The 16,418-nt window shown below is 71.6% G+C and carries 16 protein-coding genes; 8 read left to right on the top strand and 8 right to left on the bottom strand.

The genetic code is table 11. The features are described 5' to 3' along the window. The first annotated feature begins 86 nt into the window (after positions 1-86). Positions 87-239, top strand: coding sequence for a hypothetical protein (locus ACZ7LS_RS34670; protein WP_382529422.1), 153 nt, complete (start codon positions 87-89; stop codon positions 237-239). Between the two features lie 139 nt (positions 240-378). Continuing rightward, complete coding sequence (locus tag ACZ7LS_RS34665; RefSeq protein WP_382529419.1) at positions 379-543, top strand: hypothetical protein; 165 nt, start codon at positions 379-381, stop codon at positions 541-543. 92 nt (positions 544-635) lie between these two features. On the opposite strand, the gene ACZ7LS_RS34660 is transcribed toward ACZ7LS_RS34665, so the two are convergent. Then, the gene (locus ACZ7LS_RS34660; protein WP_382529416.1) at positions 636-1,265 is read right to left on the bottom strand and encodes a TetR/AcrR family transcriptional regulator; all 630 of its coding nucleotides are present in this window, start codon (positions 1,263-1,265) and stop codon (positions 636-638) included. 69 nt (positions 1,266-1,334) lie between these two features. Here ACZ7LS_RS34660 and ACZ7LS_RS34655 point away from each other — a divergent pair, with 69 nt between their 5' ends. Continuing rightward, on the top strand, positions 1,335-2,204 hold the full coding sequence (locus tag ACZ7LS_RS34655) for a ketopantoate reductase family protein (RefSeq protein ID WP_385136626.1): 870 nt from the start codon (positions 1,335-1,337) through the stop codon (positions 2,202-2,204). A gap of 165 nt (positions 2,205-2,369) precedes the next feature. On the opposite strand, the gene ACZ7LS_RS34650 is transcribed toward ACZ7LS_RS34655, so the two are convergent. Next, positions 2,370-2,915, bottom strand: coding sequence for a hypothetical protein (locus ACZ7LS_RS34650; RefSeq protein WP_382880274.1), 546 nt, complete (start codon positions 2,913-2,915; stop codon positions 2,370-2,372). A 248-nt stretch (positions 2,916-3,163) separates the two neighbouring features. Between ACZ7LS_RS34650 and ACZ7LS_RS34645 the strand changes: the two genes are divergently transcribed. Continuing rightward, on the top strand, positions 3,164-4,021 hold the full coding sequence (locus ACZ7LS_RS34645; RefSeq protein WP_385136628.1) for a hypothetical protein: 858 nt from the start codon (positions 3,164-3,166) through the stop codon (positions 4,019-4,021). A 21-nt stretch (positions 4,022-4,042) separates the two neighbouring features. Here ACZ7LS_RS34645 and afsK read toward each other — a convergent pair whose 3' ends face one another. After that, complete coding sequence (gene afsK, locus ACZ7LS_RS34640) at positions 4,043-6,523, bottom strand: protein serine/threonine kinase AfsK (protein WP_385136630.1); 2,481 nt, start codon at positions 6,521-6,523, stop codon at positions 4,043-4,045. A 123-nt stretch (positions 6,524-6,646) separates the two neighbouring features. Next, the gene (gene kbpA, locus ACZ7LS_RS34635) at positions 6,647-7,564 is read right to left on the bottom strand and encodes an AfsK-binding protein KbpA (protein WP_382529404.1); all 918 of its coding nucleotides are present in this window, start codon (positions 7,562-7,564) and stop codon (positions 6,647-6,649) included. 294 nt (positions 7,565-7,858) lie between these two features. Between kbpA and ACZ7LS_RS34630 the strand changes: the two genes are divergently transcribed. From ACZ7LS_RS34630 to ACZ7LS_RS34620, 3 genes are all read left to right on the top strand, one after another. Further along, positions 7,859-8,506: a TetR family transcriptional regulator gene (locus ACZ7LS_RS34630; protein WP_382529402.1), complete on the top strand. Its 648-nt coding sequence runs from the start codon at positions 7,859-7,861 to the stop codon at positions 8,504-8,506. A 383-nt stretch (positions 8,507-8,889) separates the two neighbouring features. Further along, on the top strand, positions 8,890-9,561 hold the full coding sequence (locus tag ACZ7LS_RS34625) for a pyridoxine/pyridoxamine 5'-phosphate oxidase (protein WP_382529399.1): 672 nt from the start codon (positions 8,890-8,892) through the stop codon (positions 9,559-9,561). Between the two features lie 167 nt (positions 9,562-9,728). Further along, positions 9,729-10,898, top strand: coding sequence for a flavin-containing monooxygenase (locus ACZ7LS_RS34620; RefSeq protein WP_385136632.1), 1,170 nt, complete (start codon positions 9,729-9,731; stop codon positions 10,896-10,898). A 49-nt stretch (positions 10,899-10,947) separates the two neighbouring features. Here ACZ7LS_RS34620 and ACZ7LS_RS34615 read toward each other — a convergent pair whose 3' ends face one another. The 3 genes from ACZ7LS_RS34615 to ACZ7LS_RS34605 form a co-directional block, all read right to left on the bottom strand. Beyond that, positions 10,948-11,421, bottom strand: a complete 474-nt coding sequence (locus tag ACZ7LS_RS34615) for a DUF5707 domain-containing protein (RefSeq protein WP_385136634.1) — start codon at positions 11,419-11,421, stop codon at positions 10,948-10,950. Between the two features lie 159 nt (positions 11,422-11,580). Further along, complete coding sequence (locus tag ACZ7LS_RS34610; protein ID WP_382529390.1) at positions 11,581-12,927, bottom strand: MFS transporter; 1,347 nt, start codon at positions 12,925-12,927, stop codon at positions 11,581-11,583. A gap of 171 nt (positions 12,928-13,098) precedes the next feature. Next, on the bottom strand, positions 13,099-14,388 hold the full coding sequence (locus ACZ7LS_RS34605; RefSeq protein ID WP_385136637.1) for an MFS transporter: 1,290 nt from the start codon (positions 14,386-14,388) through the stop codon (positions 13,099-13,101). Positions 14,389-14,477: 89 nt separating this feature from the next. Between ACZ7LS_RS34605 and ACZ7LS_RS34600 the strand changes: the two genes are divergently transcribed. Then, positions 14,478-15,533 carry a GlxA family transcriptional regulator gene (locus ACZ7LS_RS34600; RefSeq protein WP_385136639.1) on the top strand — a complete coding sequence of 352 codons (1,056 nt, stop codon included), beginning with the start codon at positions 14,478-14,480 and terminating at the stop codon, positions 15,531-15,533. A 265-nt stretch (positions 15,534-15,798) separates the two neighbouring features. Here ACZ7LS_RS34600 and ACZ7LS_RS34595 read toward each other — a convergent pair whose 3' ends face one another. Continuing rightward, positions 15,799-16,272, bottom strand: a complete 474-nt coding sequence (locus ACZ7LS_RS34595) for an ATP-binding protein (protein ID WP_240045589.1) — start codon at positions 16,270-16,272, stop codon at positions 15,799-15,801. Between the last annotated feature and the right edge of the window lie 146 nt (positions 16,273-16,418).

Genomic DNA, 16,418 nt, shown 5'->3' with positions numbered 1-16,418 from the left:
CCCGGCCGACGGTTTCCGGGGGAGCTGTCGGCCGGGCATCTCCCAGCCCATCACGCACATGGTGCACAACAGGGGAGATATCGATCATGGGTGACAAGAAGACGGACGAGACGGTACTGAAGCCGAAGGACGTCCACGCGACGTCCACCGGCGGCGAGAACACCGTCAAGGACGTCCACGCCACAGGCGGCGAGGCCACCACGCAGGGCGACGTCCACGCCACTGGTGAACCTGCCTGACCAGACCTCTTCGACGGGGGTGACGACCGCGGCGGCGCGGAGGGGGGGCCGTCGCGGTCGTGGCATGTCCGGATATCACCACTGGCGTGCGCGGCCGGCGCGCATACGCTTCAAGAGTCCCCGCCACAAAGGATTTGAGATGACACTCGTCAAGCGCATATTGGTCACGGCGGCTCTGGCAGCCGCGGCGGCCGCGGGTTCGGCGGCGCCGGCTCTCGCGGCCGGCAGCCACTCCATGGCCGCCCCTGAGGACCATGGCGACACTCCCGTCGTCGTCACCCCTCAGGACTCGCACGCCACCTGAGGCGGACCACACACGAAGAGGCGGGCCGGGCGATGCGCCCGGCCCGCCTCTCTCACGATCCGACACGCGCCGTCAGCGTCTGTCCCGGGTCGTCAGGTCCGGGTCGGCGGCGCACTCATCGCCGCCGTCAGGAACGTGATCGCCCATCGCCGGGCCGCCTCGCCCGCCACCGGGGACGCGCAGCCAGGGGAGGGCGGCTGGTGGACCTCAAGGCGGTCGACGACCGTCACGGCGAGGATCCCCCGTATCCGGAACCACAGCTCCTCCGGGGAGAGGCCGGGCAGTACGCGCGCGAAGGCCGCGAGGTAGCGCTCACGGACCGAGTCCTCGGCCGGGCCGGTCCAGCTGCGTGCCTCCTCGGCCGGGTCGCTGAGGATCGTCACGATCAGCCGGGACGTCCGGGCGCCGCCCTCGTCGCCGGCCGGCATCTCGTCGAACAGCGGCCCCGCGAACGCCTCCACCAGTTCGCCGACCGAGGGGTCGGGGGTCCTGGCGAGCAATGTGTCGAGCCCGGCGCACTGGGCAGCGTTGACGGGCTCGCTCACGCGGCGGGCGACCGCGGCCATCAGCTCCGCCTTCGAGCCGAAGTGGTAGCCGACGGCGGCCAGGTTCGCTCCGGCGAGTTTGGTGATCGCGCGGACCGAGGTGCCGCGGTATCCATGCTCGGCGAAGAGGTGCTCGGCCGCGTCGAGGATCTGGGTGCGGGTGTCTGGGGTCGCCACACGAGGACTCTACATATGTTTGAATGAAACGAACGTATGAGTCAAACAAACGTGTGAAAGAGGGCTGCCATGAAGCTGCTCGTGTACGGCGCCGGGGTTTGCGGCAGCCTGTTCGCCGCCCGCATGCACGAGGCCGGCCACGACGTCTCGCTCCTCGCCCGGGGCGAGCGCCTGACCGCCCTGCGCCGGCAGGGAGTGCGGCTCGCCGAGGAGAACGGTCCTGTCAAACGGGTGCCGGTACCGGTGGTCGGGCACCCGGACGGCGCGTACGACCTGATCACCGTCTTCGTCCGCACCCACCAGGTGGACGCGGTGCTCGAATCACTCGCCGGTGTCCGGGGTGACGTGCTGTTCCTGCTCAACTGGGCAGCCGGCCCGGAGACACTGGGTGCGGTGATCGGCCACGAGCGGGTGCTGCTCGGCTTCCCCTCGACCGGCGGCACGATGGACGGCGACGTGGTCCGCTACCGCAAGCTCAATCTCCTCACCCGCCGGGTCGCGATGCCGATAGGCGAGCCCGACGGCCGTACCACCCCGCGGCTGGCACGGATCGTGGAGACGTTCCGTACCGCCGGGATCAACGCCAGGGCCGAGCCGCGGATGGCCGCCTGGCTCAGGACGCACGCCGCGTTCGAGGTCCCGCTCGGTCAGGCGGTACACGCGGCGGGCGGCCCGGTGGCGCTGGCCGACGCCCCGGACGCGGTCCGCGGCATGCTCCACCTCATGCGGCAGAACCTCACCGCGATGGAGACGCCGCCGGTACCTCGCGCGTTCACCGCGTTGCGGGCTCTGCCGCAAGGGCTCCTCGTGGCAGTGCTCCGGCGCTTCCTGAAGAGCCCGACGGCCGTGCACAGCGGACTCAACGACCGCTCGCCCGCCACGGCGGCCGAACTTGAGCGGCTGGCCGAACAGCTCCGTGCCCCCGCGGGAGCCCGCTAGACAGCTCCGTCCCCTGCGGGAGCCCGCTGGGACACGCCCTGGGACCGGACAGGGTCTGAGCGATCCAGGACGGCGAGAACCTCACCACGCACACACCACCGCCAGTCCCACAGTCCTCGCATCACAGTCCTCGAACCCGGCTCCGCCGGGCTCCACGGACAGGACCTAGCTGACGGTCGCCACGCACTTCCGTACGCGCGAGACCTGCTTCGGGCTGTCCATCGGGACCTTGACCGTCGCCGTCTCCCCGCCCTCAAGCTCGACCTCCGTGTCGCCGAAGTCGACGACCGAGCCGGACGCGTCCTCGAACCTCACGTCGACCTCGTAGGAGTCCGTCGGACCGGGGTCCACCGTCACCCGCACGCTCGCGTAGGTGACTGCCTTCCGCTTGCCCTTCGCCTTGCGGACACAGCTCACGACCCGCGCCTCCCAGCCGTCTGTCGCCGTGGCCGTGGGCGTCGGGTCGCCGTACGAGCTGCCGGACGAGCCGTAGTCGTCATCGGAGCCGTAGTCCGAGTCGTCGTTCGCGTTCGACCCCGCGTACGAACCGTTGCTCTTCTTCGAGTTGGAGCAGCCGCCCCCACCGCCACTGCCGCTGCCGCCGCTCGATCCGCGGCTCTTGCCGCTCTTGCCGCCCGAGGAGGACGAGAACCCCGTCAGGGCCAGCACCACCACGACCAGTACAGCCGCGATTTTCAGACGTCGACGCATCACGATCGAACCACTCCCCCGTTGTACTCGTTCAGGTACTCAGTCAGCTGTTCAGTCAGCTGTTCACTCACCGATGGCCCAGGGGCCGCACTGCCCGTGGACCTGTCAATAGCGCGCGACACCCTAGCAGTTGGGGCATGGGTGCCTCGGCCCCGTGGCGGGTACCCGGCGGTCGCGTGGCGGGGGCCGGACACGCGGCGTAGCGTCGCGAGCGGAGCACGATCACGCACCGCGAAGGAGGGCCGGCGATGGTCCGCAACATCCTCGGCTCGCTGCTCGCCCTCATCGGAGCGGCCGCCGTCGTCCTCAGCCCCTTCCGTCCCTGGTACGACGGCCGGGAGGGCAGCGACTACCCCGTCACCGATCTGTTCAACGGCATCTCCGGCAACGGATCCAACGTCTTCGTCTCGCTGGCGCCGCCTCTCCTCTTCGTCGCCCTGGTCACGCTGTTCGCCGTGGTGCTGCGCGCGCGGACGCTCGTGGGGCTGGCGGGTCTTGTCGTGCTCGGCCTCACCGTCCTGTGGATGGTGCGCCAGGGCCAGTCGGCGGACGGTCTCGGCGTCAGCGCCAACGGTTCGGGCCTGGGCACCGGCGTCGCGTACGCCGCCGGCGGCGGGGTCGTCCTGTTGCTGGCCTCGCTGGTGATGAGCGGCCGCCGGCGCCACGTCCGGCGGACGAACCGCGAGCCCCAGTACGACTACGAGCCCCCGTACCAGCAGCAGTACCAGCCTCAGCCGTATCAGCCCCCGCAGTACCAGCCGCCGTATCAGCCCCCGTACGACGAGCGGTACCAGCCTCAGTACGAACAGCCGCGGTACGAACAGCCGCAGCCGCAGTATCAGCCTCCGTACGAGCCCTCGCAGCGTTACGAGCGATACGGAAGCGAGCGGTACGGAAGCGAGCAGTACGGAAGCGAGCAGTACGGATACGAGGCGCCCGCGTACGAGCCCGAGCCGCCGCGGTCCTCGCCCCCGGAGGAGTGGTCCCGGCACGACGGCGACACACAGTCGCTCCCCCGGATCGCCGACGAGCCGTGGAGTCCCAGCTCCACACCGCCGGAGGGTCCGCCGCCAGAAGAACCGCCCGACGCCCCCCGGCCCCGCTGACCGGCCCCGCCATCCGGCCCGTTATCTCGACGCGCGCCCCGTCGCCGTCCCCTTCACCGCGTCCAGCGCGTACACACAGCGGTCCTTGCTGCACGCGTACACCACACCCCGCCGTGCCACGGGCGAGCCCGTGATCTCGCCGCCCGTCGCCAGCTTCCAGCGCAGCTGGCCGCCGCTCGCGTCGAGCGTGTAGAGGACATGGTCGGCCGAGCCGAAGTGCAGCCGGCCGTCGGCGACGACCGGCGCGCCGATGACCTCGCCGCCCGCCGCGAAGCGCCACTTGGGCGTGCCCGTCACCGCGTCCAGCGTGTACAGCGCGCTGCCGCTGCCGACATGGATGTTGCCGTCCGCGACCAGCACCGGTTCGATCGACTGCCGGGACTCCGTCGCGATGCGCCAGCGGTCCTTGCCGGTGGTGGCGTCCAGTGCGTAGACCGTGCCCAGGTAGTCGGCGAGATAGACACCGCCGCCGGTCACGGCCGGTCCCGGCGCGAAGGCCGGCGGGGAGAGGAAGACCGCGGGCGCCTCGAAGTGCCAGCGCACATGGCCGCCGACCAGGTCGATGGAGAGCACGCGCGTACCGGCCGAGACATACAACTGGCCGTCGGCGGCGGGCCGTACCCGCACGGGCACGCCCCCGCAGGAGGCGGCGTCCCCGACCGGATACGACCACAGCTCGGTGCCCGTGCGCGCGTCCAGCGCGAGCAGCCGGGCGTCCTTCCACACGTAGACCGTGCCGCCGTGGATCACGGGCCCGGCCTCCGGCGTCTCGAAGTCCGTCTGGGCCCCGGCGGTCTCCCACAGCTTGTCGCCGTTCGACGCCTCCCACGCCTGGACACCGCCGCCTCGCGTGCCGGTGACGACCGTGCCCCGGTCGACCTTCAGGGAGTACACCCAGGCGTCCGTCTGGAGCCGCCAGCGCTCGGTGCCGTCCGCGCCGTCGAGCGCGTACAGCGTCGGCCCGTCCGAGGCGTGGATCCGGCCTCCGGCGACGGCCATCGCCCACGCCACGTCCCGGGTCTTGAACTGGCGGCGTCCGCTGGCCACGTCGAGCGCGTGCACCTCGAAGGACGTGACGTACAGCAGATCGCCGTCGACGACCGGTGTCCCCCAGACGTCGTTGGACATCCGGAACCGCCAGGGCCGCCAGTGGGCGGGAGCGCCGTCGGGGGGCTGGGCCGGCGAGGGCACCGGCGGGGCGGCCGGAGCGGGCGGGTGGCCGGTGGGCGCGTCCGCGCCGTTCAGCCCGGCGGGCGGGCGGATCCAGCCGGTGGCGGGGCCCGCGTCGGCGCCGCCGACGCCGACGCGCGTGTCCGCGACCCGGGGGCCGGGGCCGATCGGCACCGGCGAGCCGGGCAGTCTGACCGGGCCGTCCTGGGGCGCGGAGCGGGGCGCGTGCGGCAGGGCGGGCGGCGACACCGCGGGCGACGGCTCCGACCGGCCCGCGTGCTGGTTGTCGTTCCCGCCGCCGCCCCGCCGCGCACCGCCGGGCCGCCACGCGGCGTCCCAGTCGGGGGCCGCCTGCGCGGGCACCGGCGGCTCGTGCGCGGGTCTGGGCGGTACGGGGGCGACGGGACCCGCGGTCCGTACGGCGGGCGCGGGGCCCCGGCCGCCGGCCCGGCGCCGCTCGATCATCGCGGTGGCGAGATCCGGCAGCCACGCCGACGCCGTACCGCTGTCGTCGCTGCCCGAGGCGAAGAGATGCGGGGCCAGCTGGGACTGGAGATCGGCGGGCGAGGGCCGCTGCGAGGCGTCCATCTTCATGCACGCCTCGATGAGCGGGCGCAGCTCCTCCGGCAGTCCCGCCAGGTCCGGGCCCTCGCGCAGCAGCATGAAGACCGTCTCGACAGGGTTGGCGCCATGGAAGGGGGCGTGTCCCGTGGCGGCGAAGACGAGCGTCGAGCCGAGCGAGAAGACATCGCTGGCGCCCGTCACACTGCGCGAGTCGCGGGCCTGCTCGGGCGACATGTACGCGGGCGTGCCCACGGCGACATTGGTCATGGTCAGCCGGGTGTTGGAGACCCCGGAGGCGATACCGAAGTCGATGACCCGGGGCCCGTCCTCCACCACCAGGACATTCGACGGCTTCATGTCGCGGTGCACGAGGTTGGCGCCATGGATGGACTGGAGCGCCTCCGCGATCCCCGCCGCGAGCCAGCGCACCGCCTGGGCGGGCATCGGACCGCACTCATTCACTATTTCTTCCAGCGAGGGGGCGGGCACATACGCCGTCGCCAGCCAGGGCACGGCGGCCCGCGGATCGGCGTCCACGACGGCCGCGGTGTAGAACCCGCTGACGGCGCGTGCGGCCTCCACCTCTCTCGTGAAGCGGACCCGGAACAACTGGTCCTCGGCAAGCTCGGTGCGCACTGTCTTGATCGCCACCCGGCGGCCGGACGCCGAGCGCGCGAGATAGACCAGCCCCATGCCGCCGGCTCCGAGCCGCCCGAGCACCTCGAAAGGGCCGATGCGCCTCGGGTCGTGCTGCGTCAGCTGCTCCACTTGCGTGCCACCTCCCCGTACGGGCCACAACGGTACGGCCCCGTGCCCCCTGATTCTTCCTGTCGGAGGCGGCGGTTGCGAACCCGGGGGCGGATCGGGGTGTCTCACCCCGATCCGGACACTTCATGTGCTTTCCGGCTCCGCTGCCCGCTCCGGCCCGGGTCCCGCGCCCGGCTCGGCCCCCTCCGCCGCCCGCTCGCCCGCCGCTGGTCCCGCCCCTGCCACCGCCTCCGCTTCCGGCTCCCGCGGGCGCTCCGGCCCACGCTTCGGCTCGGCCAGGACGGCGAAGTACGCGCCTTGGTTGTCCAGCAGCCCCGCCATCCGTCCGTAGTCGATGTCGAACGGAGGTGCGGTGATCCGGCCGCCGAGCCGGACGACCGCCGCCGCCGTCTCGTCGCAGTCGTCGACCGAGAAATAGCTGAGGAAATGGCCGGGCAGCTCCGCCGGGAACGCGTCCGTTATCACGCTGCGCCCGCCGATCGCACTGTCCGAGCCCGGCGCGGAACCGGCTGGGGACCACAGCCGGAAGTCGACGCCGTCCCCCGGGAGGTCCGTCCCCCGGAAGCCGAAGACCTTCTCATAGAAGGGATCGACGCTTTCCTTGTCCCTCGTGTAGACCTCTGCCCAGCAGAAGGATCCCGGCAGGCCCGTCTTCTCGAAGCCGAGGTCCTCGCTCACCTGCCAGAGCCCGAAGACGGCGCCCGCCGGGTCCGCGGCCAGCGCCATCACACCGAACCGTCCGACGGCCAGCGGCTCCCGCACCATCTGGCCGCCCGTCTCCCTGATCCGTTCACTGAGCGCGTCGGCGTCCGGAGTGGCGAAATAGACGGTCCATACGGTCGGCATCCGGCCGTCCCGCTTGGCGATGAGGCCCGCGACGCGCTTCCCGCCGCTGAAGGCCACGGTGTAGTGCCCGTCCTCCATGCCCCTGGCCCGGCCGAAGGTCCAGCCGAACAACTCCCCGTAGAAGCGCTTGCCCGCTTCCAGATCGGGGAGCGACACATCCACCCAGCACGGTGTGCCTTCCGCGAATGCGTCCATGTCCCGGACTCCTTCCGTATGGATAAATAGAACAATTGATTCATTATCGCAGCGTGAACCCGCCACCACCCCGAGTTATCCACCGAAGTTGTCCACAGGCTGTTGATAACACTATTCAAGCCCGCGCCCGCGCCGCCCGCCTCCCGGATCCACGCCCGAGCCCCCGCCGACGCCCCCGCCGACGCGTGCGCCGACGCGTGCGCCGAGCCCTGCGCCGCGCCCCGCACGCGATGGCCGGTTCCCCATTTGCTTCGGCCAAATCGCGCTCGGATCACCCCTCGGTAAGCTGACTGCATGACAGGACAAGTGCGCACCGTCGACGGCCGCGTGGCTGGTCGACGCGGGCAGGCGACGCGGCAGAAGCTGCTCGACTGCCTCGGCGAGATGCTCAGCTCCTCGCCGTACCGGGACGTCAAAGTCATCGACGTCGCCCGCAAGGCGGGCACGTCACCCGCGACCTTCTACCAGTATTTCCCGGACGTCGAGGGCGCTGTCCTTGAGATCGCCGAGGAAATGGCCAAGGAGGGCACCGGGTTGACCGAGCTGGTCTCCGGCCGCTCCTGGGCCGGCAAGGCCGGCTGGCAGACGTCCGAGGAACTCGTCGACGGCTTCCTCGACTTCTGGCGCAAACACGACGCCATCCTCCGGGTGGTCGATCTGGGCGCGGCGGAGGGCGACAAGCGGTTCAACAAGATCCGTATGAAGATCCTGAACTCCGTGACCGGTTCCCTCACGGAGTCCGTGAAGGAGCTTCAGTCCAAGGGCAGGGTCGACAAGGACATCAGCCCGGCGGCGCTGGCAGGCTCACTGGTCGTGCTGCTCGCCTCGGTCGCCTCGCACCAGAAGGGCTTCCAGAGCTGGGGCGTGAAACAGGCCGAACTGCGGCCGACGCTCGCCCAGTTGGTCCACCTGGGCATCACCGGCAAGAAGCCCGCGAAGTAGCGCCCCGCCCAGCGGCACCGGCGCGAAACGCACGGCCGAACAGCGCGGCACAGCACGAACGAGCAGCACGAGCAGCTCGAACAGCTCGAACAGCACGAACAGCACGAACAGCACGAACAGCACGAACAGCTCGAACAGCGGCATCAGCCGCGACTGGCGACAAGCGACAACAGCGGCAACGCGACCGACCTGACCCGCCGAAGCGGGCCGGCGCAGGGGCCGGCGGCCACGGTACATACGTACGACGTGCCCCCTCCCCGTTCTGTCACGCCGGCGGCAGCAGCCGTTCCATCAGCGCCCCGATCGGCGCACCGGCATCCTCCGCCGGGAACACCCCCCGAAAAGCGTCAGCTGTTCCACCACCAGCCAGTTGAATGGTCCGCATGGACGACGACCGGCGGCAAGAGACCTTCCGCGCCCTGCTGCGCGCCCAGCCCGTCTGGGACACCGAACTGCCCGTGTTCGATCCGGGGGACGTGCCCGACGAGCCGCTGCCGCTGTTCCACCGCTGGTTCACCGAAGCGGTGGCCGCCGGCCAGCCGGAGCCGCACACGATGACGCTCGCGACCGTCGACGAACGGGGCAGACCCGACGTCCGGACGCTGATGCTGCACGACGCGGACGCGCACGGCTGGCACTTCGCCTCGCACGCGACCAGTCGCAAGGGCCGCCAGCTGGCCGCGCGCCCCGAGGCCGCGCTCGGCTTCTACTGGGCGGCGCAGGGGCGTGCCGTACGCCTGCGGGGCAGGGTCCGCACGGCGGGCACCGAGGAGAGCTACGCGGATCTGCGGGTCCGCTCGACGGGAGCGCTGGCGTCGGCGCTGGTCGGGCGGCAGAGCGAAGTCCTCCGTTCGGCGTCGGAGTTGGCGGAGGCGAGCGCGGCGGCGTGGGACCGGGCGCGGCGGGATCCTGACGCCGAGGCGCCGTCCTGGACCGCGTACGCGCTCGTGCCGGACGAGGCGGAGTTCTTCCAGGGCGACGCGCGCAGACAGCATGTACGGCTGCGCTACCGGCGCGAAGGGGGGCTGTGGGTACGGGAGTTGCTCTGGCCGTGAGCCTCAGTGAGCCGTAACGAGCCCCCGCGAACCGCCGGCCCCCGTTGAACTGCCTTGCGCCGCCCCACGCTTCGGGTCCGACGGGACAAGGGATGTGATCGATTCGCAACCCTTTCCTTGCCTTGACCGAGTCCCAACAAGTGAGGTTCCGGTTACGCTCAGCTCTCATGCCCGACGATTCCGACCGCGCCAACAGCCTTCCCGTATACGTCATCGGCGCGGGCCCCGGTGGGCTCGCCGTCGCGGCCGCGCTGCGCGAGCAGGGCGTACAGGCCGTCGTACTGGAGAAGTCCGATGCCGTCGCGGCCTCCTGGCGCGGCCACTACGACCGGCTGCGGCTGCACACCACGCGCCGGATGTCGGCCCTGCCCGGTCTGCGGATCCCGCGTTCCTTCGGGCGCTGGGTGCCCCGCGCGCGGCTGGTGCGCTATCTGGAGAAGTACGCGGAGTTCCACGGCCTGGACATCGTCACCCGGGTGGAGGTCACCCGGGTCGAGCGCTCCCCCGACGGGACCGGCTGGCTGCTGCGGGCGACCGGCGGCCGGGAGCTGACCGGCCGCGCCATCGTCGTGGCCACCGGCTACAACCACACGCCCAGGCTGCCGTCCTGGCCCGGCCGTGCGTCGTACGGCGGCGAGCTGCTGCACGCGGGCGAGTACCGCAACCCCCGGCCGTACGAGGGCAAGGACGTCCTGGTCGTCGGGGTGGGCAACACGGGTGCGGAGATCGCCGTGGACCTCGTCGAGGGCGGCGCGGCGCGGGTGCGCCTCGCGGTCCGTACCGTCCCGCACATCGTGCGCCGCTCCACGCTGGGCTGGCCGGCGCAGGCGACCGCCGTGCTGGTCCGCCGGCTGCCGGTCCGGCTGGTCGACCGCGCGGCGCGGGTGCTGGCCCGGATCGCGGTGCCCGACCTGTCGGCGAAGGGTCTGCCGCGCCCGGATACGGGCCTGTACTCGCGGGTGCGTGAGGGCGCGATCCCGGTGCAGGACGTGGGTCTGATCAAGGCGGTGCGCAAGGGCCGGGTCGAACCGGTGGCGGCGGTCGCGTCCTTCGAGCCCGGCAAGGTCGTGCTGGCGGACGGCTCCCGCATCGCCCCCGACGCGGTCATCGCGGCGACCGGCTACCGCCGGGCCCTGGAGGACCTGCTGGGGCATCTGGACGTACTGGACGAGCGGGGGCGGCCGGTGGCCCACGGCGGCCGGACACCGGAGCGGGCGCCTGGCCTCTACTTCACGGGCTTCACCAACCCGATCAGCGGGAACCTCCGCGAGATGGCGAGGGACGCGCGCAAGATAGCGAAGGCCCTGGCCTCCTCCCGGACCGCGTCTTCTCGTTGAAGCCTGTCGCCGTGCCCTCTCGCACGCGCGGGAGGGCACGGCGGCGGGGTCAGCGCGGGACGCTGAAGGCCGCGGCCTCGGGCACGAACGTCGTGTCCCCGTCCTCGGCCGTCGCCAGTACGGAGACGTTCCAGACGCCCTCGGGCAGCTCGGCGGCCTCCTTGGGGGTGACCTTCAGGGTGTAGGTGCACGCGGACGTCCGCGCCGAGGACTTCTCGCACGTGGCGCTCTCGGCGGTCGCCACTTCCGCGGCCGTCGGCTTGAGGTCCGAACTCTTCGGCCAGGCAAGGACCTTGAGGCTCCGGACTCCCGAGTCGTCGGTCACCTTCGCGGTGAAGGTGAGCGAGCCCGCGGCGCCGCCGGCCGGGGCGACGTAGCGGGCCGCGCCGTTCTCCACCGCCGGCTTGACGGGCGCTGCGGTGGACGCGGCGCCGGACGGACCGGCCCATGCGATGCCACCGATGGCGATACCGCCGAGTGCGACGGCACCGGCAAGTGACGGAACGACGATGCGCTTGGACATGGAGATCCTCCCCGGAACGGACATCACGTGGATAGGCGGCCGATGTGCCCGACCACCGCACGGAACGGGAAGACCCGGTGGTCGACCGCGTTCCGTGATGTGACCGAGCCTATGAGCGCGGATCCGCGCGATCCTCGGCCTCCGGGATGATCAGCTCCTCTAACCGGAGACAGAGCCGGCCACGACCGTCCTGCGCCTGATCACCAGCGCCATCAGCGCCGCCGCCGCGCACAGCGCCCCCGAGGCGTACCAGACCACGTCGTACGAGCCGAAGACGTCCCGCGCCAGACCGCCCGCGAAGGCGATCACCGCCGCGCCGACCTGGTGCGAGGCGAGGACCCAGCCGAAGACGATCGCGCTGTCGTCGCCGTAGTGCTCACGGCACAGGGCGATCGTCGGCGGAACGGTCGCGACCCAGTCCAGGCCGTAGAAGACGATGAAGAAGAGCATCGGCGGATGGACGGAAGGCGCCAGCAGCATGGGCAGGAAGAGCAGCGAGACACCGCGCAGCGCGTAGTAGACCGCCAGCAGCCTGCGGGCCTCGAAGCGGTCGGTGAACCAGCCGGAGGCGATCGTGCCGACCACATCGAAGACGCCGATCACCGCGAGCAGCGAGGCGGCGGCCGTGATCGGCATGCCGTGGTCATGCGCGGCCGGTACGAAGTGGGTCTTGACGAGACCGTTCGTCGAGGCGCCACAGATCGCGAAGGTCCCGGCGAGCAGCCAGAACGGTCCGGTACGCGCCGCCGAGACCAGCACCGAGACCGCGCGCCGCGCGGCGCCCGTCACCGGCGCGGGCTTGGGTATGAACGCCTCGGCGCCGTACGCGGGCAGGCCGACATCCGCCGGGTGGTCCCGCAGCAGCAGCCAGACGAACGGGACCACCGCGAGAGCGGCCAGCGAGACGGTGACGGCGGCCGGGCGCCAGCCGTGGTGCTCCACCAGCCAGGAGAGCAGCGGCAGGAACACCAGCTGGCCCGAGGCGCCCGCCGCGGTGAGGATGCCGGTGACCAGACCGCGCCGCGCCACGAACCAGCGGTTGGTCACCGTCGCGGCGAAGGCGAGCGCCATCGAACCGCTGCCGAGACCGACCAGAACGCCCCAGTACAGCACCAGTTGCCAGGCCGCGGTCATCCATACCGTCAGTACGGAACCGATCGAGATGACGGTGAGCGCGACGGCGACGACCCGGCGGATACCGAAGCGGTCCATCAGCGCCGCGGCGAACGGCGCGGTCAGTCCGTACAGCGCGAGGTTGACCGAGACGGCGAAGCCGATCGTGCCGCGCGACCAGTCGAACTCCGTGTGCAGCGGCTCGATCAGCAGACCGGGAAGCGAGGTGAACGCCGCCGCGCCGATGATCGTCACGAACGTGACGGCGGCGACGAACCACGCCCGGTGGACGCGCCCCGGGGCGCGGGGCGGGAGCGGCGCGGGGGGCTCAAGCGGCACGGACGGGTCGGGCGCCTCGGCGCCGTTCGAGGAGAGGTCGGTTGTCTGGGTCACGTCAGACAGCATCGGGGGGCGTCGGGCCGCCGACGAGTGGCCCGACGGTCAGCATTCGCTGGGATCGGGCCACCGCCTCGCACCGCCCTGCCGCCGCCCGCGCACCACCCCCGCACCAACCCACGACATCTCACTTCACCCTGCTCACTCCGCTCACCCAACTCACTCCGCTCACTCCACTCGCTCCACCCGCTTCAGGCCCCGGATCGCCGGTACGGCCAGCAGCACCGCACACACCCCCACATTGATCACCGCGCCGGCCACCAGCACTTCCCGTACCCCCACCGCCTCCGCGACGGGTCCGGCCAGCGCCCGCCCCACCGCCAGCATGATCAGCGAACCCGCCACGTCGTACGCGTGCAGCCGGTTGAGCGCCTCGTCGGGGATCTGCGTCTGGACCGTCGTCGACCACATGACCAGCCAGAACGCCAGCGACACACCCCCGACGAAGAAGCCCGCGGCCAGCAGCGGCACCGGCACGTCGTACGCCAGGACCAGCACGTTCGCGATCACCCCGAACAGCGAGAGCGCGCCCGCGAACAGGGGTCTGACCGGGCGCAGCCGCATCGCCAGCAGCCCGCCCGCCACGTTCCCCGCGCCATGGACGGTCATCATCAGACCGAACATCGCGGAGCTGTGCCGCTCGGTGACGACGACCGCCTCCAGCGGTGTGAGCGGGCCGAGCACCGTGATGCCGTACACCGACCAGACGGCGATGACCCCCCACAGCCAGGACCTGGCCCGGAACTCGCGCCAGCCGCCGAGGAGTTCGGCGAGCATCGACTCACCGGTCACCACGGGCGCGACCGACGCCATCCGGATCAGGAAGAGACAGATCCCGCTGATCCCGAAGGTGGCCGCGTTGACCCCGAAGATCAGGCCGGGCCCGCCGAAGCCGGCCAGCGCGCCCGCGATCGCGGGGCCCGCCATCGCGGTCAGCGACTCCGCGACCCGCAGCACCGCGTTGCCCCGCTGCACATCGGGCGCGAGCCGCGGGAGCATGCTGGCCACCCCCGGCTGGAAGATCGCGGCGCCCAGGCCGTTGAGCGCGCTGAGCGCGTAGACGAGCCAGAGCGCGGGCGCGCCCGCGGCGAAGGCGACGGCCAGCACCGCCGTGCCCACCAGCCGTACGCCGTCCGCCAGCACCATCATCCGGCGCGGGGTGAACCGGTCGGCCAGCACTCCCCCGACGATCACGAACCCGGCGAAACACGCCATCCAGGCGCCGAGCGCGAAGCTGACGGACGACGCGCCGTATCCGGCGTCGAGCAGCCCGGCGGCGAGGGCGACGGGCACCATGCCGTCCCCGAAGCGCGCGATGGTACGGGCGAGGAAGAAGAGCCGGAAGTTACGGTTCCAGAGGGTACGGACGACCCCTTCCGGCGCCGTCCCGGCCGGGGCTTCGTACGGATGGGCGGCCGGTTCGGGAATGCCCGGAGCCACCGTGCGCTTTTCTGTCACAGACGCGACTGATATCAAGGAATGGTCTGGACCACCAGAGTCCATCCGAGGAACGGACCACGAAGACCGGAGGAGAGGAGAGCCACACCATGCCGGACCGCCGCCCGCACCGGGTCGTCGTCCTCGCGCTCGACGGAGCGATCCCCTTCGAACTGGGCATCCCACAGCGGATCTTCGGCCGTGCGCGCGACTCCTCCCGCGAGCCGCTGTACGAGATCGTGACCTGCTCGGTCCGGGAACCGGGGCCGGTACGGACCGACGCCGACTTCTCGATCCTCGTCGAGAACGGCCCCGAGACGCTCGCCACCGCCGACACGGTCGTCATTCCCGCGTCCTACGAACTGGGTCCGGTCTTCGACACGGGCAGGCTCACCGACGAACTCCACGCCGCGTTCGCCCGGCTGCGGCCCGGCACGCGCATGGTCTCGATCTGCACCGGCAGCTACGTACTGGCCGCCGCCGGATATCTGGACGACCGCCCCGCCACCACCCACTGGTCCTCCGCCGCCCACTTCCAGCGGCTGTTCCCGCAGGTCAAGGTGGACGCGGACGTCCTGTTCATCGACGACGGCGACGTACTGACCTCCGCCGGGGTCGCCGCCGGGATCGATCTGTGCCTGCATATCGTCCGGCGCGATCACGGCACGGCGGTGGCCAACGAGGTCGCGCGGCGTACGGTCGTCCCGCCGTACCGGGACGGCGGCCAGGCGCAGTACATCGAACGCCCGGTCCCGGAACCGCAGCTGGCGACCACCGGGACCGCGCGCGACTGGGCCCTCACGCGTCTCCACGAACCGATACAGCTGCGCGACATGGCGGAGCGGGAGTCGATGTCCGTACGGACGTTCACGCGCCGCTTCCGCGAGGAGGCCGGGATCAGCCCGGGGCAGTGGCTGGTGCTGCAACGGGTCGAACGGGCCAGGCATCTGCTGGAGTCGACGGATCTGTCGGTCGATCAGGTGGCGCGGGACGCGGGGTTCGGCACGGCGCAGTCGATGCGCCAGCATCTCCAGTCGGCGCTGGGCGTTCCGCCGACGGTCTACCGCCGTACGTTCCGGGCGGGAGCGAAAGCGGGAACGGGAACGGGGACGGGGACGGGGACGGGAGCCCGGCCCCGGAGCGGACAGGTGAGCACGAACCGGTGAGAACGGGGCCGTTCGGGCAGGGCCGTTCAGGCGGGGCCGTTCAGGCGGGGCCGTTCAGGAGCCGGATGGCGGGCGCGCACGCGCCGCGTCGCCGTCCGCCATCCGGCTCACCCCGGCGTACGGGCTCCGAGAACCGGCGCCGGGCCGCGAACCGCACTCGCCGAGGACGCGACCCGCGCCCTCTGCGTCCCCTCGCGGCGGATCGCTCACCCCAGCGTGATCACGCCGGAGTTCCCCGTCAACGGCGATTCGGGGGATCGGCGCGTCACGCCGGCCGCGGCACAGCGCACGAGGGCTCATAGACGGCCGGGGCATATGCTTCCGGCGCTACCCCCGGCGCGCTTCTGTCGACCTCGCACCAGATGCGCTTGCCCGCGCCCTCCGGCTGCCAGCCCCACCGGTCGGCCAGACCGTCGACCAGTTCCAGACCGCGGCCGTTGGTGTCCTCGCCGTCCGCGTGGCGCGGACGCGGCGGGCAGGCGCTGGCGTCGGCGACCTCCACCCGTACGGTCCCGGCCTCGGCCGCCCCGGAGCCGAAGAGCATCCGCAGCACGGCCGGACAGCCGGTGTGCACCACGGCGTTGGTGACCAGCTCCGAGATGAGCAGGATCAGCGTCTCGGCGACCGGCTCATCGTCCTCTATGCCGGAACCGGCCAGCCTGGACCGGGCCCATCTGCGGGCCCGCCCCACCTCCGCGGGATCCGGCCCGACCTCCAACTGAACCTGAAGCACCTGCACCGCTCACACCATCCGAACCGGCGGACACATCGCCTCGCGCCTCGACAAGGTCCTCAACAGAGTCACAAGAGTCACAAGAGTCACGGAACGTGATTTCCTTGCGAGACAGCATGGTTGACGTACAGTCACCGCAACAAGCGCTTCGG

The organism is Streptomyces sp. NPDC039430 (assembly GCF_055639435.1).
Note: the sequence above shows the minus strand (reverse complement) of the source record. Positions and strands in the feature narration are given on the sequence as shown.